16 protein-coding genes are annotated in these 18,093 nt (G+C 72.0%); 10 read left to right on the plus strand and 6 right to left on the minus strand.

Features of this window, described 5'->3' with window-relative positions; genetic code table 11:
- The first annotated feature begins 13 nt into the window (after window positions 1–13).
- Window positions 14–607, plus strand: coding sequence for a TetR/AcrR family transcriptional regulator (locus tag A6A25_RS29410; RefSeq protein WP_053719425.1), 594 nt, complete (start codon window positions 14–16; stop codon window positions 605–607).
- Between the two features lie 155 nt (window positions 608–762).
- Here the strand turns inward: A6A25_RS29410 and A6A25_RS29415 are convergent, their stop codons facing one another.
- Genes A6A25_RS29415 through A6A25_RS46475 form a run of 3 tightly spaced genes read right to left on the minus strand, consistent with a single transcriptional unit; the run spans window position 763 to window position 2,442 of the window.
- On the minus strand, window positions 763–1,881 hold the full coding sequence (locus A6A25_RS29415) for a PQQ-dependent sugar dehydrogenase (protein ID WP_073896158.1): 1,119 nt from the start codon (window positions 1,879–1,881) through the stop codon (window positions 763–765).
- Window positions 1,882–1,918: 37 nt separating this feature from the next.
- Window positions 1,919–2,185, minus strand: coding sequence for a DUF4291 family protein (locus A6A25_RS46470; protein WP_274534352.1), 267 nt, complete (start codon window positions 2,183–2,185; stop codon window positions 1,919–1,921).
- Complete coding sequence (locus A6A25_RS46475) at window positions 2,158–2,442, minus strand: DUF4291 family protein (protein ID WP_274534353.1); 285 nt, start codon at window positions 2,440–2,442, stop codon at window positions 2,158–2,160. Before A6A25_RS46475 ends, A6A25_RS46470 begins: the two co-directional genes overlap by 28 nt.
- Before the next feature lie 149 nt (window positions 2,443–2,591).
- On the opposite strand from A6A25_RS46475, the gene mfd reads away from it, so the two are divergent.
- The 5 genes from mfd to A6A25_RS29445 all read left to right on the plus strand — a co-directional run bounded on the left by mfd (window position 2,592) and on the right by A6A25_RS29445 (window position 12,602).
- Window positions 2,592–6,170, plus strand: coding sequence for a transcription-repair coupling factor (gene mfd / locus A6A25_RS29425; RefSeq protein ID WP_073895678.1), 3,579 nt, complete (start codon window positions 2,592–2,594; stop codon window positions 6,168–6,170).
- A gap of 13 nt (window positions 6,171–6,183) precedes the next feature.
- On the plus strand, window positions 6,184–7,128 hold the full coding sequence (locus tag A6A25_RS29430; protein ID WP_073895680.1) for a SurA N-terminal domain-containing protein: 945 nt from the start codon (window positions 6,184–6,186) through the stop codon (window positions 7,126–7,128).
- Window positions 7,125–8,039 (plus strand): MazG family protein, encoded by a 915-nt coding sequence (locus A6A25_RS29435; RefSeq protein WP_073895681.1) that lies wholly within the window; start codon window positions 7,125–7,127, stop codon window positions 8,037–8,039. The genes A6A25_RS29430 and A6A25_RS29435 overlap by 4 nt, the downstream gene beginning before the upstream one ends.
- 355 nt (window positions 8,040–8,394) lie before the next feature.
- Window positions 8,395–11,562 carry a S41 family peptidase gene (locus A6A25_RS29440; RefSeq protein WP_073895683.1) on the plus strand — a complete coding sequence of 1,056 codons (3,168 nt, stop codon included), beginning with the start codon at window positions 8,395–8,397 and terminating at the stop codon, window positions 11,560–11,562.
- 200 nt (window positions 11,563–11,762) lie between these two features.
- A complete protein-coding gene (locus A6A25_RS29445; protein WP_073895685.1) occupies window positions 11,763–12,602 on the plus strand; it encodes a lytic transglycosylase domain-containing protein in 840 nt (279 codons plus the stop codon).
- Between the two features lie 22 nt (window positions 12,603–12,624).
- Here the strand turns inward: A6A25_RS29445 and A6A25_RS29450 are convergent, their stop codons facing one another.
- The 3 genes from A6A25_RS29450 to A6A25_RS29460 all read right to left on the minus strand — a co-directional run bounded on the left by A6A25_RS29450 (window position 12,625) and on the right by A6A25_RS29460 (window position 14,089).
- The gene (locus A6A25_RS29450) at window positions 12,625–12,933 is read right to left on the minus strand and encodes a DUF6968 family protein (RefSeq protein WP_073895686.1); all 309 of its coding nucleotides are present in this window, start codon (window positions 12,931–12,933) and stop codon (window positions 12,625–12,627) included.
- Window positions 12,930–13,307, minus strand: coding sequence for a tetratricopeptide repeat protein (locus A6A25_RS29455; protein ID WP_073895688.1), 378 nt, complete (start codon window positions 13,305–13,307; stop codon window positions 12,930–12,932). The genes A6A25_RS29450 and A6A25_RS29455 overlap by 4 nt, the downstream gene beginning before the upstream one ends.
- 68 nt (window positions 13,308–13,375) lie before the next feature.
- Window positions 13,376–14,089 carry an alpha/beta fold hydrolase gene (locus A6A25_RS29460; protein WP_073895690.1) on the minus strand — a complete coding sequence of 238 codons (714 nt, stop codon included), beginning with the start codon at window positions 14,087–14,089 and terminating at the stop codon, window positions 13,376–13,378.
- 109 nt (window positions 14,090–14,198) lie between these two features.
- Between A6A25_RS29460 and eno the strand changes: the two genes are divergently transcribed.
- The 4 genes from eno (at window position 14,199) to A6A25_RS29480 (ending at window position 18,046) form a co-directional block, all read left to right on the plus strand.
- Window positions 14,199–15,485 carry a phosphopyruvate hydratase gene (gene eno, locus A6A25_RS29465; RefSeq protein ID WP_073895692.1) on the plus strand — a complete coding sequence of 429 codons (1,287 nt, stop codon included), beginning with the start codon at window positions 14,199–14,201 and terminating at the stop codon, window positions 15,483–15,485.
- Complete coding sequence (locus tag A6A25_RS29470; protein WP_073895694.1) at window positions 15,485–16,033, plus strand: FtsB family cell division protein; 549 nt, start codon at window positions 15,485–15,487, stop codon at window positions 16,031–16,033. Before eno ends, A6A25_RS29470 begins: the two co-directional genes overlap by 1 nt.
- The gene (locus A6A25_RS29475) at window positions 16,030–16,521 is read left to right on the plus strand and encodes a DUF501 domain-containing protein (protein ID WP_073896159.1); all 492 of its coding nucleotides are present in this window, start codon (window positions 16,030–16,032) and stop codon (window positions 16,519–16,521) included. Before A6A25_RS29470 ends, A6A25_RS29475 begins: the two co-directional genes overlap by 4 nt.
- A gap of 166 nt (window positions 16,522–16,687) precedes the next feature.
- Window positions 16,688–18,046, plus strand: a complete 1,359-nt coding sequence (locus A6A25_RS29480; RefSeq protein ID WP_083668809.1) for a lytic transglycosylase domain-containing protein — start codon at window positions 16,688–16,690, stop codon at window positions 18,044–18,046.
- Window positions 18,047–18,093: the final 47 nt, after the last annotated feature.

An 18,093-nucleotide genomic window follows, 5' to 3' on the forward strand; every position in this document is an offset into this window, starting at 1 on the left:
GCCGCGCGTGCGGATGACGGGCAAGGAGCGGCGCGAGCAACTGCTCGACGTGGCCCGCGCGTTGTTCGCCGAGAAGGGCTTCGAGGTCACCTCCATCGAGGAGATCGCGCACCGGGCGGGCGTGTCCAAGCCCGTGGTGTACGAGCACTTCGGCGGCAAGGAAGGCATCTACGCGGTCGTGGTGGACCGCGAGATGCAGTACCTGATGGACCACATCGTCAACGCGCTGTCCGGCGGGCACCCCCGTGAGCTGCTGGAACAGGCGGCGTGCGCGTTGCTGGACTACATCGAGGGCTCGACGGACGGCTTTCGGATCCTGGTGCGCGACTCGCCCGTGGCGTCGTCCACCGGCACGTTCTCGTCGTTGCTCAACGACATCGCCTCGCAGGTGGAGTCGATCCTGGGCCTGCACTTCTCCCGCCAGGGCTACGACCGCAAGCTGGCCGCCCTCTACTCCCAGGCCCTGGTGGGCATGGTGGCCCTGACCGGCCAGTGGTGGCTGGAGGTCCGCAAGCCGAAGAAGGACGAAGTGGCCGCCCACCTGGTCAACCTGGCCTGGAAGGGCCTGTCCCACATGGACCACAAACCCCGCCTCCGCACCCGCTGACCTCCAGAACGCGCGTGTCCTACGTTCGCGTCACGCGTGTCCTACGTTCGGAACACCCATGTTGAACATTCAGCACGGCCATGGCCATCGTGAGTGTTCAACATGGGGTGCGCGAACGTAGGACACGCGCGTTCTGGACGTAGGACACACGGGGGTTAGTTGTTGGTGATGCGGAGGAGTTTGTCGTCGGTGCCGTTCGAGGTGGTGACGTAGAGGGAGCCGTCGGGGGCCAGTTCGGCGGCGCGGAGGCGGCCGTGGGTGTCGTCCAGTTCCGCGGGGATGGCGACGGAGTGGACGCCGCCCTCCTGGGTGACGGTGAACAGCAGCAGCTTCGAGCCCTTCAGGGCGGTCACGGCCAGGACGCCGTTGAGGGTGCCCCACTGCTCGCCCACCAGGAACGCGGCGTCGCAGATCGCCTCCGTCGGACGCCCGGACGACCACACGGCCGGCACGGCATCGGGGAAGCGCGAGAGGTCCGTCATCGGCACGTCCTCGTCGTACCCGCCGACCGTGCCGCCCTGTGACGGGTCCCAGCCGTAGTTCCCACCGGCCTTGAGCACGTTGACCTCGTCGTCCACGTCCGGCCCGTGCTCGGCGGTGAACACCATGCCGTCCTGCCGGACCGCGACACCCTGCACGTTGCGGTGCCCGTAGGTGTAGATCCGGTCGCCGAACGGGTTGCCCGGCACGCCCTCGCCGGTCGCCAGGTCGATCCGCAGCACCTTGCCGCCGAGGCTCGACTTGTCCTGCGAGACCGAGCCGCGAGCGGTGTCACCGGTGCCGACCAGCAGGTTCCCGTCGAGGTCCAGCGTCATCCGGCACCCGGAGTGACGTCCGCTCGATGCCGTCGGCAGGCCCGCGAGCAGCGGGTCCTTCACCCTGGTCGCCTTGGTCCCGTCCAGCTCCCACGTCACCAGCCGCACGTCCGACGACGTGTTGAAGCACGTGGTGAACCGCCGGCTGGTGGCGAAGTCCGGGTGCACGACCAGGCTCATCAGCCCACCCTCGCCCCGCGCCTCCACGTCACCGAGGTCGGCCTCGACGTCGGTCACCCGACCGTCCGCGACCAACGCGATCCGCCCCGGCCGCTGCGGCACGAGCACCCGCCCGTCGGGCAGGAACCCCACGTCCCACGGGTGGCTCAGCCCGGACGCCACGACCTCGACCTTCAGCCCCTCGGGCGTGGTGGTCGACGGCGCACTGCCGCCGGTGCCCTCGGCCGAACACGCCGCACACGCGGCCAGCACCGCAGCGAACCCGACAAACCGACGCATGCCGCCCAGCATGGCAACCCCCGTGTGTGCTCCCCGTTCACGGCATCGGGTACGGCCGCTCCACGGGCAGCAGGGCACGGGCGCCGTCCAGGTCACCCGCCCGCACCAGCGCGTGCACCTCCCGCGCCAGCGGCGTCACGTCGGTCAGCCCCACGACCCACTCGTCCACGTACCGCCGGGCCGCCTCACCGGCCAGCCCGAGCTGCAACGACCGGTACGGCAGCGCGCCCAGCCGCAGGCTCCGCTCCGGGTCCCACTGCACGCGCACGTCCGGCTTCAGCCCGATGCCCTCGTTGCTCGGCACGGCCTCCCGCACGCCCAGTCGAACCCCGATCGGGTGATTCGCACGGCCGGCACGCACTCCTGGTCCGGCTTCGTCCCCCACCCGGACCGGTACATCATCCACAGGAACGACGGCTTGACCCACGTCATCCGGCCGCGCTTGAACGGCGGCACGAACCGTCCCGCGGCCAGCGCAAGCTCGGCGATGGCGGGCGAGTACGCCTGGTAGACGGTGATGTGCCGATCGTCGTAGTCGGCTCTGATCTCTCTCTGTTCCACGTACTCAGGGTCACCCCGCGGTCAACCGAAATCACGGCGCACCCGGCGGGGCAGGGCCGTAGGCTGGGCAGTCGAGAACCCCTCCGGTGGACGTGGACGTTCGGTCCCGGGCAGGGGTCTGTCCGCGTTGATCCCGGGGAGCCATCGCAATGCCCCAGCCCGGCCCGCTGTCCGGCCTGCTGACCGCTGTCCTGCCCGACAAGGCGCTGCGCGCCCTCGCCGACTCGGTCGGCGTGCCCGACCTCGAACTGGAAGGACCGCCGGCGGCCCGACCGCTGGTCGCGGCGGCCCTGGCCCACCACGCGCCGGTGCTCGCGGTCACCGCGACCGGCCGGGAGGCGGACGACCTCAAGGCCGTGCTGTGCGACCTCATCGGCGCCGAACAGGTGGCGCTGTTCCCGTCCTGGGAGACGCTGCCGCACGAGCGGCTGTCACCGAGGGCGGACACGGTCGGCGCCCGGCTCGAGGTGCTGCGCCGGCTGGCCCACCCCGACGGCAACCCGCTCAAGGTCGTCGTCACCACGGTCCGCAGCCTGATCCAGCCGATGGCGCCCGGCCTGGGCGAGCTGAAGCCGGTGCACCTGGCGGTCGGCTCGGAGCACGACTTCGAGGCGCTGCTGGTCAACCTGACCGAGATCGCCTACACCCGCGTCGACATGGTCGAGAAGCGCGGCGAGTTCGCCGTCCGCGGCGGCATCCTGGACATCTTCCCGCCGACCGCCGAGCACCCGCTGCGGGTCGAGTTCTGGGGCGACGAGGTCAGCGAGATCCGCCCGTTCGCGGTCGCCGACCAGCGGTCGCTGCCGCAGGAGGTCGACGGGTTCGTCGCGCCGCCGTGCCGCGAGCTGCTGCTGACCGCGGACGTCAAGGCCAGGGCGGCGGCACTGGCCGAGCGGCACACCGCCGACGCCCACCTCAACGAGCTGCTGACCAAGATCGCCGAGGGCATCCCGGCGGAGGGCATGGAAGCCCTCATCCCGGCCCTGTGCGAGGGCGAGCTGCAACTGCTCACCGACGTCGTCCCCGAGGGCACGCACGTCGTGCTGAACGACCCGGAGAAAATCCGGGCCCGCGCCGCGGACCTCGTGCGCACCGGCCAGGAGTTCCTGGAAGCGTCCTGGATGGCCGCGGCGGGCGGCGGGCAGAGCCCCATCGACCTGGACTCCAGCGCCTACCACAGCCTGGCCGACGTGGCGCAGTCCGCGCGGGCGAAGGGCCGCCCCTGGTGGACGCTCAGCCGGCTCACCACCGAGGGCGAGGACGTCGTCCGGCTGGAGCTCAAGCAGGTCGAGGCCTACCAGGGCGACATCGAGCGGGCGTTCGCCGACCTGCGCGCGCACACCGTCTCCGGCGGCACGGCGGTGCTCGTCGTCCCCGGCGCGGGCACGGCGCAGCGCGCCACCGAGCAGCTGCGCGAAGCCGACGTGAACGTCGTGCTCCGCGACACCCTCGACACGGCGCCGCGGCAGGGCGCGGTCACCGTCGTGCGCGGCGCGCTGGAGGACGGCTTCTCGCTGCCCGAGCTGGCGCTGGTCGTGCTCACCGAGACCGACCTCACCGGCGGGCGGCACGGCACGTCCACCAAGGACATGCGCCGCATGCCCAGCCGCCGCCGCAACGCGGTCGACCCGCTGGCGCTCAAGCCCGGTGACTACGTGGTGCACGAGCAGCACGGCATCGGCAAGTACGTGGAGATGGTGCAGCGCACGACCAAAGACACCGCGGGCAGCACCGCGACCCGCGAGTACCTGGTGCTGGAGTACGGCTCCAGCAAGCGCGGCCAGCCCGGAGACCGGCTGTTCGTGCCGACCGACCAGCTCGACGAGGTGTCCCGCTACGTCGGCGGGGAGCTGCCCACGCTGAACAAGCTGGGCGGCAGCGACTGGAAGAACACCAAGGCCAAGGCCAAGAAGGCGGTCAAGCAGATCGCCGCCGAGCTGGTCCAGCTCTACGCCGCGCGCCAGGCCGCACCCGGTCACGCGTTCGCGCCGGACACCCCGTGGCAGCGCGAGCTGGAGGACGCGTTCCCGTTCACCGAGACGATCGACCAGATGGCGGCGATCGACGAGGTCAAGGCCGACATGCAGCGCACCGTCCCGATGGACCGGGTGATCTGCGGCGACGTCGGCTACGGCAAGACCGAGATCGCGGTGCGGGCGGCGTTCAAGGCGGTGCAGGACGGCAAGCAGGTCGTGGTGCTGGTGCCGACCACGCTGCTCGCCCAGCAGCACCTGAACACGTTCACCGAGCGCATGCGGGCGTTCCCGGTGAGCATCAAGGGCCTGTCCCGGTTCACCGACCCGCAGGAGGCCGAGCAGACGATCGGCGGCCTGGCCGACGGCGAGGTGGACATCGTCATCGGCACGCACCGGCTGCTGCAGAAGAGCCTGCGCTACAAAGACCTCGGCCTGGTGATCGTGGACGAGGAGCAGCGGTTCGGCGTCGAGCACAAGGAGCACATCAAGGCGCTGCGCACGCACGTGGACGTGCTCACGATGTCCGCCACGCCGATCCCGCGCACCCTGGAGATGTCGCTGGCGGGCATCCGCGAGATGTCCACCATCCTCACCCCGCCCGAGGAGCGGCACCCGATCCTGACCTACGTCGGCGCGTACGACGACAAGCAGGTCGCCGCCGCGATCCGCCGCGAGCTGCTGCGCGACGGCCAGGTGTTCTACGTGCACAACCGCGTGTCCTCGATCGAGAAGGCCGCCCGGCACCTGCGCGAGCTGGTCCCCGAGGCCCGCGTGATCACCGCGCACGGCCAGATGAACGAGGACAAGCTGGAGAAGATCATCCAGGGCTTCTGGGAGAACGAGTACGACGTGCTCGTGTGCACCACGATCGTCGAGACCGGCCTGGACATCTCCAACGCCAACACGCTCATCGTGGAGCGCGGCGACCTGCTCGGCCTGGCCCAGCTGCACCAGCTGCGCGGGCGCGTGGGCCGCGGCCGGGAACGCGGCTACGCCTACTTCCTCTACCCGCCCGAGGCGCCGCTGACCGAGACCGCGCACGACCGGCTGGCCACGATCGCGCAGAACACCGAGCTGGGCGCGGGCATGGCGGTGGCCATGAAGGACCTGGAGATCCGCGGCGCGGGCAACATCCTCGGCGCCGAGCAGTCCGGGCACATCGCGGGCGTCGGGTTCGACCTGTACGTGCGGCTGGTCGGCGAGGCCGTGGAGGCGTTCCGCAAGCACGCGGGCGCCGACGGCGAGGTCGAGGAGGAGCTGGCCGAGGTCCGCGTCGACCTGCCCGTGGACGCGCACATCCCGCACGACTACGTGCCCGGCGAACGGCTGCGGCTGGAGGCCTACCGCAAGATCGCCGCGGCGAGCGACGCCGAGGCGTTGCAGAGCGTGTGGGACGAGCTGAAGGACCGCTACGGCACGCCGCCGCTGCCCGTGGAACGGCTGCTCGCGGTGGCCAGGTTCCGGCAGACGTGCCGCGCGCACGGGGTGACGGAGGTCGCCACCCAGGGCGCCACGATCCGCTTCGCGCCGCTGGAGCTGAAGGACAGCCAGCTGGTGCGGCTGCGCCGGCTGTTCCCGAAGGCGATCTACAAGCAGGCCGCGCACACGGTCAGCGTGCCGCGTCCGACCGAGGGAGCGGCAGGCGGCCGGATGGGCGCACCCCAGTTGCGCGACCAGGAGCTGCTGGATTGGTGCGCGCACTTCCTGGAATCCTTGGCGGGGACTCCCGTGAGCGGCGTCACGAGGACGTGAGAAGGTACTGGTCGTGAGGACTGTGCAGAGGCGCTTCACCCTGATCGGCGCGGCCGTGGCATCGGTGGCTGTGCTGGTGGCCGGCTGCGGTACCGGGCCCAGCCACGTCGGCTCGGCCGCGATCGTCGGCGACACCGTGCTGCCGCTGGAGCAGGTGCAGCAGCGGCTGGACATCGTGCTCAAGAAGGAGCCCGAGGCCCAGAAGTTGCACGACCAGCGCAAACTCGACCAGGTCGCGCGGCAGCTGGTGACCCTGGGCGTGCAGCACGAGCTGATCGAGCAGGCGGCCCGGCGCGAGGGCGTGACCGTGTCCGAGGAAGCCGTGACCGAGTCGGTCGAGCAGGCCGGCGGCGCGGAACTGGCCTCGCAGAACACGGTGTACGACCCGGCGACGTTCCGCGAGCGGGCCCGCGACCAGCTGCTGGCGGTCGAGCTGGCGCGCAAGTACGTCGACCGGATGGAAGTCACGTTCGACTACTTCTTCACCAAGGACAACGCCGAGGCCGTCGAGAAGGCCAAGCAGGTCGCGGCGGACCCGGCGAAGATGGCCGAGTTCGTGGCCGCCGCGCCGCAGGGCACCCAGGGACAGGCGCTGTCCAAGCAGGGCCAGCGGGTGCGGTCGGCCGAGTCGCCGCAGGCCGCGCAGTCGCCGCTGTTCGGCGTGCCGGCGGGCACGGTGGTGGCGTTCGCGCCGGACCCGAGCAGCGCGCAGTGGATCGTGGCGTACGTGACCGGCCGCAAGACCGACGTGCGATCGTCCGGCGACTCGTCCACCGAGCAGCTGACGCCGCAGCTGCTGGAGCAGATCGGGCTGCGGCTGGTCTACACGCTCGCCGGTGAGCCGGAGATCCAGATCAACCCCCGGTACGGGCTGTGGGACGGCGCCGCCATCTCGCTCGCGCCGAGCGAGGGCGAGTTGAGCGGCTACCAGGCGACGGTGCGGCAGAAGTCGCCGTGACCGTTGTCGTCGTAGGCACCACCCCGGTACTGCCCGCCGCCGCGCTACCCGCATTGCGGGGCGCGGCGGTGGTGTACGCGGGGGAGGGCGTGGACGCCGCGGCGTGGTCGGCGGTGCCGGTGTCGGACTTCGTGGCGGGGCCCTCGGTCGTGTTGATCACGACGGACCCGGGTGAGCCGGCCGCGGTGGAGCTGATCTCGGCGGGGTCCGAGGTGATCCGCACGCCGGGTGCGCCGGTGCTGGACGCGGTGGCCGTGATGGACCGGCTGCGGTCGCCCGGCGGGTGTCCGTGGGACGCCGAGCAGGACCACAAGTCGTTGCGGCAGTACCTGGTCGAGGAGACCTACGAGCTGCTGGAGGCCATCGAGGACGGCGACCGGGCGGCGTTGCGGGAAGAGCTCGGGGACGTGCTGCTGCAGGTGCTGTTCCACGCGCGGATCGCGGCGGAGGACGCCGAGGAGCCGTTCGGGATCGACGAGGTGGCGGGCGACCTGGTGGCGAAGCTGGTCGGGCGGCACCCGCACGTGTTCTCCGGAGGGGATCCGGCGGTGCGTGACGCCGCCTCGCAGCAGCACCGGTGGGAAGAGCTCAAGCAGGTCGAGAAGCGGCGCGAGTCGAGCGTCGACGGGGTGGCGACCGGGCAGCCCGCGGTGGCGTTGGCGGGGAAGCTGGTGCAGCGGGTGGCGCGGGCCGGGTTTCCGGTGGACCTGTTGCCGGAGGGTGACGGGACCGGGGAGACGTTGTTCGTGGTCGCTGCGTTGGCGAAGTTGGCCGGGGAGGACCCGGAGACGGAGTTGCGGGCGGTGGCGCGGAGGTTTGAGGCGCGGGTGCGGGAGGTTGAGCGGGTGGCGCGGGCGGCTGGGGTGGAGAAGCTCGGGGCGGACGATTGGCGTGCGCACTGGGGTGGTTGAGGGTGCGGTTCTAGAGCTCGGTTCGGTGGTTTGGGCGCGGCTCGGTGGTTGGGTCCGGCTCGATTTGACATGGGGCCCTTACGGGCACTCCAGGCTGGCCAAAGCCGGGCAGGCCTGGCGGGAAAAGCGTCCGCCAAGCCTGCCCGGCTTCGACCAGCCTAAAGCACCCGAACCCATGTCAAATCGGGCCTCGGTGGGCTGGCGGCGGGTCCGTTGTGGGCCCGAGGGTTGTGGGCCCGAGGGTTGTGGGTCCGTTGCGCCGAACCGGTGATCATGGCCCGCTCGGGTCAGGATGCCGGGGCGTAGTGGCCGGGGTGGGTCGGGTGCTGGTCATCGGGGCGCTAACGTCGAATAGGTGACCGAGGCCTACCTCCGCTTCCCGCATGTGCACGGCAACCTGGTGACCTTCGTAGCCGAAGACGATGTGTGGCTCGCGCCGCTCGACGGCGGTCGGGCTTGGCGGGTTACCGCTGATCAGGTGCCGGTGTCCTGCCCCCGCTTCGACCCGACGGGGACCTTGTTGGCTTGGACCAGCCGTCGTGACGGTGCGCCCGAGGTCCACTTGGCGCCGGTCGAGGGTGGTGAGGCGAAGCGGCTCACCTACTGGGGTGATTACACGACCGGTGTGCGTGGGTGGACGGCTGAGGGTGAGGTGGTGGCCGTTACGTCGACCGGGCAGGCGACGTCGAACCGGCAGTGGGCGCACGCGGTGCCCACGGATGGTGGGCCGGGGCGGCGGTTGCCGTTCGGGTGGGTGGACGACGTGTCGTTCGGGTCGTCCGGGCAGGTGGTCGTGACGTCGGTGTACGGGCGTGATCCGGCCTGGTGGAAGCGGTATCGCGGTGGTGCGGCGGCCAAGTTGTGGGTCGACGTGAACGGTGATGGCGAATTTGTGCGGATCCTGTCCGAGTTGACGTCGTCGTTGACGTCGCCGATGTGGATTGGTGACAGGATCGCGTTCTTGTCCGACCACGACGGGGTCGGGAGTTTGTACTCCGTGTCCCCGGACGGGTCGGACCTGCGGCGGCACACCGAGCAGGAGTTCTACGCGCGGGTCGCGTCCAGCGACGGTGAGCGGGTCGTCTGGCAGCACGCGGGTGAGTTGTGGGTGCTCGACGGGCTGGAGGGTGCGGAGCCCCGGCGGCTGGACGTCAGGCTCGGTGGGCCGCGGACGGCGCGGAGGCCGCGGCCCGTGTCGTCGCGGCCGGACGACTTCCACCCGGACAAGACGGGGCGCGCGAGCGTGGTCGAGGTGCGTGGCACGGTGCACTGGGTGACGCACCGGGACGGGCCGGTGCGGGCGTTGGCCGAGCAGCCCGGTGTGCGGGCACGGCTGCCGCGCGTGGTCGGTGACAACGTGGTGTGGGTGACCGACGCGGACGGTGAGGAGGGCTTGGAGTTCTCGCCGATCGGTGGGGTCGAGCCGGGCAACGAGCCACGTCGGGTGGCGGTCGGCAAGCTGGGGCGGGTGCTGGAGCTGGCCGTCTCGCCGGACGGGCGGCGGTTGGCCGTGGCGACCCACGACGGGCGGTTGTTGCTGGTCGAGGTGGAGTCCGGTGAGGTGCGGGAGGTGCTGAAAGGCGCGAACCCGCACGTCAGCGACCTGGCGTTCGCGCCGGACTCGAACTGGTTGGCGTGGTCGCACCCCGGTCCGCGACCGTTGCAGCACATCCGGATGACGAACACGACGGACCTGTCCGTGGTGGACGTGACGCCGCTGCGGTTCTCCGACTTCTCGCCGACGTTCACCGAGGACGGCCGATACCTGGCGTTCCTGTCGGTGCGCAGCTTCGACCCGGTGTACGACGCGCACGTGTTCGACCTGTCGTTCCCGACCGGCTGCCGGCCCTACCTGCTGCCGCTGGCCGCGACCACGCCGTCACCGTTCGACCCGCTGCGCCTGGGCCGGCCGGTCGGCGACGACTCGTCGGACAAGGACAAGGACGACGAGAACCCGATCACGGTCGTCGACCTGGACGGGTTGGCCGACCGGGTGGTGACCGTGCCGGTCGCGGCCGCGCGCTACTCCGGGTTGACCGCGGCCAAGGGCGGGCTGCTGTGGCTGCGGTCGCCGTTGCGGGGCGTGCTGGGCGACAACCTGGCCAGTCCGTCGGCGCGGGCGCCGCGGGCCGTGCTGGAGCGGTTCGACCTGGCCAAGTCGCGCACCGACACGCTGGTGGACGGCGTGGACGCGTTCGAGGTGACCGGTGACGGGCAGCGGATGGTCGTGCAGGACGGCGGCGACCTGCGGGTCGTGCCGACGGACCGGAAGGTCGACTCCGACGACCACGACTCGGTGGACGTGGACCTCTCGCGGGTACGGGTGGTGGTGGACCGGGCCGCCGAGTGGCGGCAGGCGTACGCGGAGGCCGGGCGGCTGATGCGGGACCACTTCTGGCGCACCGACATGGGCGGCGTGGACTGGGCGGGTGTGCTGGAGCGGTACCGGCCGCTGGTGGACCGGCTGGGCAGCTACAGCGACCTGGTGGACCTGCTGTGGGAGGTGCAGGGCGAGCTGGGGACGTCGCACGCCTACGTGATCCCGTCAGGCGGGTCGCGCGGGCGCGCGGTGGGGTTGCTCGGCGCGGACCTGGAGCGGGACGAGGCGGGCGCGTGGCGGGTCGTGCGGGTGATCCCGGGCGAGACGTCGGACCCGGCGGCGCGGTCGCCGTTGGCGGCTCCCGGGGTCGCGGTGCGGGCCGGTGACGCGATCGTGGCGGTCGACGGGCGGCAGGTGGACCCGTTGACCGGACCCGCGCCGCTGCTCGTCGGCACGGCGGGCAAGCCGGTGGAGCTGACCGTGCGGCCCGGTGGTGGCGGCGAGCCGCGCCGGGTGGTGGTCGTGCCGCTGGAGGACGACGAGCCGCTGCGGTACCACGCGTGGGTGGCCGACCGGCGGGCACGCGTGCACGAGCTGTCCGAGGGCCGGGTCGGGTACCTGCACGTGCCGGACATGATGGGCGCGGGCTGGGCGCAGCTGCACCGCGACCTGCGGGTGGAGCTGGCGCGTGAGGCCGTGGTGCTGGACGTGCGGGAGAACGGCGGCGGGCACACGTCCGAGCTGGTGGTGGAGAAGCTGGGGCGCAAGATCATCGGCTGGTCGGTGGCGCGCGGGTACACCACGGCCGACAGCTACCCCGGTGACGCGCCGCGCGGGCCGGTGGTCGCGATCGCGGACGAGTTCGCCGGGTCCGACGGCGACATCGTGAACGTGGCGATCAAGGAGATGGGCATCGGGCCGGTCGTCGGCACCCGCACGTGGGGCGGGGTGATCGGCATCGACATGCAGTACCACCTGGTGGACGGCACGTTGGTGACGCAGCCGCGGTACGCCACGTGGTTCGCCGGGCCGGGGTGGGGCGTGGAGAACCACGGCGTCGACCCGGACGTCGAGGTGGTCGTCACGCCGCAGGACAGGGTGGCCGGGCGCGACCCGCAGCTGGACACGGCGGTCCGGCTGGCGCTGGAGGCGTTGGAGACCAGGCCCGCGGCCGTCCCGCCGCAACTCCCCCCGCTCCCCTGACACCCCGCGTGTCGAACGCTCACGTCCCGCGTGTGTCCTACGTTCGGAACGCGTGTGTCCTACGTTCCCGACCCCCGAATTCAACGTTCAGGACAGCCCGGTCGGAATGTCGCTGGTGGTGGGTGGTGTGGCCGGCCGGTTCCGGACGGGGTTGGGGCGAGGACGCTCGGGCGGCCGCGTTCAGCACGTAGCCTGGGGCCGTGGTCGTCCCGCCGCCGTCCAAGACCGAGCCCCGCCCTCCGTCGCGTGGCAGTGCCGGCAACCTCGTCGGACGCCTCGCGCTGGTGCTCCTGCTGCTGGTCGTCGTGGCCGGTGGAGCGTGGGCCTTGAGCACGTTCAACCGGTCCGCGCCCCGGCCCGCCGCCGATCCGCCGTTCCCGGTGCCGTTCCTGGAGGTCCAGCCGGGCGCGGCGGCCCCGGGGTCGGCGGGTGAGGTGCCGTCGAACGGTGAACCGCAGCCCGCCACCGCGGACCCCCTGATCGCGTGGGCGGCGGCGTTGTCGGAGAAGACCGACATCCCGGCACGGGCGCTGCGCGCGTACGCGGTCGCCGACCTGGTCATGCGGTCGCAGAACCCGGCCTGCCGGGTGTCCTGGGCGACGCTGGCGGGCATCGGCCGGATCGAGTCGCACCACGGCACGATCGGCGGCTTGCGGCTGGGTGAGGACGGTCGGCCGTCGCGCCCCATCATCGGCATCCCGCTGGACGGCTCACCCGGCGTGAAGGCTATCGCGGACAGTGACGGTGGTGTCCTCGACGGTGACCGGCAGTGGGACCGGGCGGTCGGTCCGATGCAGTTCATCCCGACCACGTGGGCCCGGTACGCGGTGCGCGCCAACGGCGACGGCCAGGCGCCCGACCCGCAGAACATCGACGACGCCGCCCTCGCCGCCGCCCGCTACCTGTGCTCGGGCGGACGTGACCTGGGCACCGGCGCCGGCTGGTGGGCCGCCGTGCTGGACTACAACAACTCGACCGAGTACGGCCAGAACGTCTACAGCGGGGCCGACGCCTACGCCCGGGCCAGCATCGGCGGCTAGGGCATCGACGGTGGTTCGACGGTCAGCCCAGGTCCGGGAAGCCCAGCCAGTCGAGGTCGAGGGAGGCCTCGGCGGCACGCGCGGCCAGCGTGAGGCGCACCCGGTACACGCTGAGCAGCAGGGCCTGTAGCGAGTCCACGCCGAACGACGCGCCGACGGCCTCGTCACCCAGCCCGACGACCTGGTGCGGGCAGCACCAGTCGCCGTTCGGGCTCAGCGGGTCGGGGTGGGGCGTGCCGATCCTGATCACGACCGGCGTGCGCGCGCCGTCACCGGCGACGGCCTCCACCCGGCGCTCGGCCACCACCGCACCGAGTTCGTAGGCGGTCATCGGTCGCGTTCGACCGCCAGCCGGGCGCTGACCTCGCCCAACGCCTCCTGGTACTCCGGTGACGGGTTCATCGCCGCCGCGATCCGCAGCTGCGTCAACGCCTCGGTCAACCGGCTCTGCCGCTGCAGCGTCCGACCCAGCGCGAACCGCGCGTAGTGGTCGCTCGGGTCGATCTCCAGCACCTTCCGGAACGCCGCCTCGGCACGGTTGAGCTGGGCCGAACCCAGGTAGGCCCGGCCCGCGAGCAGCTGGACGCTGGCCCGCTCCGGCGCCGCTTCGAGCACGACGCGGAGCTCGCGCAGCGCCTCCAGCGGTCGGCGTTCCGCGAGCAGCGCCTCGGCTCGGCGGAACGCCTCGAAGGTGCTGTCCGTCATGGTTCGATCAACGCTACCCGGCCATCCGGCCGCCGTACGACAGCCGACCGGATGACGGGACGGGTGTGTCACGCCACGAGAGCGGCGTGCAGCCGGTCGAGCACCGGCTTGATCGACGCCGGTTGCTCCACGTGGGCGTTGTGACCCACCCCTGGCAGCACGATTCCACCCGCCTGCGCCGCGCGCAGGTGCTCCGGCGGGCACATGGGGTCGGCCTCGCCCGCCGCCAGCACGACCGGTGCCTTGGCCACCGCCAGCAGGCCCGCCACGTCCGGCGCGCCCACCCCGAACGCCGCCGGGTCCAGCGCCGCCCGCCACCCGCCGTCCACCTCGGTCACACCGTCGTCCAGCGGCACGCCGGCCAGCTTCGACGCCCACGCCGACGCCTCCTCGCGCGTCGGGAACACCCGTGCGGGTTTCGCCGCCAGCGCAGCCGCCCGCGCCAGCTCCTCGGCCGTCCACCGCAGCTTGATCCCCACCCCGCCGACGGCGCGCACGTCCACCCCGAACCACCCGCTGGCCAGCGTCAACGCCACCACGCCGCCGAGCGAGTGCCCGAGCACGGCCGCCGGCCCCGAACCCACCACCGACGCCACCGCAGCGGCCATCGACCCGAACGAGTACCGCGCCGCCGGCGCCGACCGACCGTGCCCCGGCAGGTCCACCGCCAACCAGGCCCCGGGCCACGAATCCGCAGCTGAGCGCCACACCGATCCGGTCGCGCCGAGCCCGTGCAGCAGCACCAGCAGCGGCCCGTCCCCACCCCGCGCCACGTGAACCACGCGTGAACCCCTTCCGACCGGTGCCCCAACAGGCGAGCCGGGGCCGTCCCACACCTTGCACCAACTAGGCTCGGCATCGATACACAGATGGTCTGACGAGGGAGCGCACGTGGCGGTCATCGAGCAGGTCGGCGCCCGCGAGATCCTGGACTCGCGAGGCAACCCGACCGTCGAGGTAGAGGTGGCGTTGGACGACGGCACGCTGGAGCGCGCCGCGGTGCCGTCCGGCGCGTCGACCGGCGAGCACGAGGCGGTCGAGCTGAGGGACGGCGACGCCAAGCGCTACCTGGGCAAGGGCGTCGAGCGCGCGGTCACGGCGGTGCTGGACGAGATCGGCCCCGAGCTGGTCGGCATCGAGGCCGTCGAGCAGCGGGTGGTCGACCAGAAGCTGGTCGACCTGGACGGCACGCCGGACAAGTCCCGCCTGGGCGCGAACGCCATCCTCGGCGTCTCGCTCGCGGTGGCGAAGGCGGCGGCGGCGTCCAGCGGCCTGGAGCTGTTCCGGTACGTCGGCGGCCCGAACGCGCACGTGCTGCCGGTGCCGATGCTGAACATCCTCAACGGTGGCGCGCACGCCGACACCGACGTGGACATCCAGGAGTTCATGATCGCGCCGATCGGCGCGGAGAGCTTCCGCGAGGCCCTGCGCTGGGGCGCGGAGACCTACCACGCGCTGAAGTCGGTGCTGAAGTCGAAGGGCCTGGGCACGGGCCTGGGCGACGAGGGCGGTTTCGCGCCGTCCCTGTCGAGCAACCGCGACGCGCTGGACCTGATCCTGGTCGCGATCGAGAAGGCGGGCTTCACGCCGGGCCGCGACATCGCGCTGGCGCTGGACGTGGCCGCCACGGAGTTCCACTCCGACGGCGCCTACACGTTCGAGAAGACCAAGCGCAGCGCGGAGCAGATGACCGGCTACTACACCGAGCTGGTCAACTCCTACCCGATGGTGTCGATCGAGGACCCGCTGTCCGAGGACGACTGGGACGGCTGGGTGCAGCTGACCGCCGAGCTGGGCGAGCGCGTGCAGATCGTCGGCGACGACCTGTTCGTGACCAACCCGGAGCGGCTGGAGGAGGGCATCTCCCGCCGGGCGGCCAACGCGCTGCTGGTGAAGGTCAACCAGATCGGCACGCTGTCCGAGACGCTGGACGCGGTCGCGCTGGCCACGTCCTACGGCTACAAGTCGATGATGTCGCACCGGTCCGGCGAGACCGAGGACACCACGATCGCCGACCTCGCGGTGGCCGTCGGCGCGGGCCAGATCAAGACCGGCGCCCCCGCCCGCGGTGAGCGCACCGCGAAGTACAACCAGCTCCTGCGCATCGAGGAGGCCCTGGGCGACGCCGCGCGCTACGCCGGTGACCTGGCCTTCCCGCGGTACACGCCGGAGAGCTGATGGCACGACGGGAACGGGAACCCCGGCGTGGTCGCGAGGCCACGCCGAGGTCCCGCCCTGCGCGGGCCCGCGACGGGCAGCCGCGCAAGCGCGAGACCCCGCCGCGCCCGAGGCCCGCGGCGCGCAAGCCGCAGTCCCGGGCGCGCACCAGGGCGGGCGCCGGCACGGGCGGCGCGTTCGGCATGACCGGCACGCGCCGGGCCGCGCTGCTGGCGATGGTGGTGTGCGCGCTGGCGCTGAGCATCGCCGTGCCGCTGCGCACGTACCTGGCGCAGCGCGAGGAGCTGCGCGAGGTCACCGCCTCGCAGGAGACGCTGCGGGCCGAGGTCGGGCAGCTGGAGCAGCGCAAGCGGGAACTGGCCGACCCGGCGCACGTGGAGGCCGAGGCACGGCGCAGGCTGCACTACGTGCGGCCGGGCGAGACGCCCTACATCGTGCAGCTCCCCGGTGACGAGGAGCGTGAACTGGACCAACAGCGACCGGAGACCAAACCGGCCGAGGACAAGGCGTGGTACGAGCAGTTGTGGGATTCGGCGGCGGCACGATGACGGTGAGCGACGAGGACCGGGCGGCGGTCGCGGCGCAGTTGGGCCGCGAGCCGAGGGGGATGCGCGCGGTCGCCGCGCGGTGCCCCAGCGGGCACCCGGCGGTCGTGCAGACCAGCCCCCGGCTGGAGGACGGCACACCGTTCCCGACCCTGTACTACCTGACCTGCTCGCGGCTGAACTCCTACGTCAGCAGGCTCGAAGGGGCCGGGCTGATGAAGGAGATGACCGACCGGTTGGCCACGGATGAACAGTTGGCCGAACGCTACCGCCGGGCGCACGAGAAGTACTTGGCTGAGCGCGACGCGATCGAACCGCTCGGCACGACCGTCACCGCGGGTGGCATGCCGGGGCGCGTGAAGTGTTTGCACGTCCACGTGGCGCACTCGCTGGCCGTGGGCCGAGGGGTGAACCCGTTCGGCGACGAGGCGCTTGACCTGCTCGCGCAGTGGTGGCCGAGCGGTGAATGCGCGTCAAAGGTGAAAAACTGACCGTACGGGCAGTTCTTCGGGCACAAAGCCAGGGCGTGCCCGTGACACCGCCGTTCGGATCAGGCAGGCTGGTTCGCAGGCCGGGTGACGAGTCGATGGGGAGTTCGTGGCTGTGCCGAAGTCGAAGCGTCGGGGGCGGAAGCGGACCAAGGTCCATCCGGGCACGATGACGCCTCGGCAATGGGGCTTCGCGGCCACCGCGACGGCGGCGATGCTGGTGCCCGCGCTGCTCCACACGGCCTCGCCGATCGACTGGAACTCCCTCGCCGACCGCGCCGACGTGGAAGCCATCCCGCCCGGTCCGGGTGACGTGCTCGGCACGCTCGCGCTGGACGCGCGGGGCAAGCTCGGCGCCACCGGCCGGCTGCCGGAGACCGACGACCTGAGCGCCCGCCTGCTGGCCGACGCCGACGAGCCGTCGGAGTTCGAGGACGACCTGCCCCCGTTGGAGGGCGGTTTCCTGCGCGAGGGCCAGCACGGCATCCCCGGCGTGATGCTCGACGCGTACATGCGCGCGGCGGACCGCCTGGCGCAGACCACGCCCGGGTGCCACCTGGACTGGCCGCTGCTGGCCAGCATCGGCCGCATCGAGTCCGGGCACGCCCGCGGCGGCCGGGTCACCGAGGACGGGACCACGGTCGACAAGATCCTGGGCCCGGTGCTGAACGGCGCGCCCGGCGTGGCCGCGATCCGCGACACCGACGGTGGCCGGTTCGACGACGACCGCTCGTGGGACCGGGCCGTGGGCCCGATGCAGTTCATCCCGTCCACGTGGGCCGGTTACGCGGCCGACGGCAACGCCGACGGCGAGAAGAACCCGAACAACATCTACGACGCCACGATCGGCGCGGGCAACTACCTGTGCGCGCACGGCTCCGACCTGGGCGACCCGGAACAGCGCGCCCGTTCGGTGTTCCGCTACAACCACTCGAACGAGTACGTGGCCACGGTGCTGTACTGGGCGGAGGTGTACGCCAACGGCGTGCCGGTGCTGCCGGACCTGGTCGGCTCGGACGACGACTTCGGGCAGAACGTCGGCAACGGCAACGGCACCACGCCGGGCAACAACAACACCGCACCGCCCGGCAGCACGACGCCGCCGTCGTCCGGCACGTCCAACCCGCCGACCACGACCACCACGACGACGTCCCGTCCCGGGGTGACGATCACGGTGACGTTCCCGCCGGGGTCGACGGTGCCGACCACCACGACGACGTGCCCCACGTGGCCGACGGAGACGACGGAGACGACGACCAGCACGACCACGACGACGCCCACCACGACGCCGTCGATCCCGCCCGGCTGCCCCACGCCGACGACGACCACCACGACCACCACGACGACGACCGAGGCCACCACGCCGCCCGCGGCGACGACCTCGGCCGACACGGTGCCCGGTAGCACGTCGAGCGGTGGCACGACGACCGGCGGCACGTCGTCGAGCGGCACGTCGAGCGGCACTTCCTCAACCGGTTCGGGTTCGTCCGCACCGCCCTCGATCACGTCGACCATGCAGCCCACCTGAGCCGGCCTGCTTAACGGGTTAAGACGCGCGCTTTCGCAAGGTTGCGA

It is taken from the genome of Saccharothrix sp. CB00851, assembly GCF_001905065.1.
Classification (GTDB): domain Bacteria; phylum Actinomycetota; class Actinomycetes; order Mycobacteriales; family Pseudonocardiaceae; genus Actinosynnema.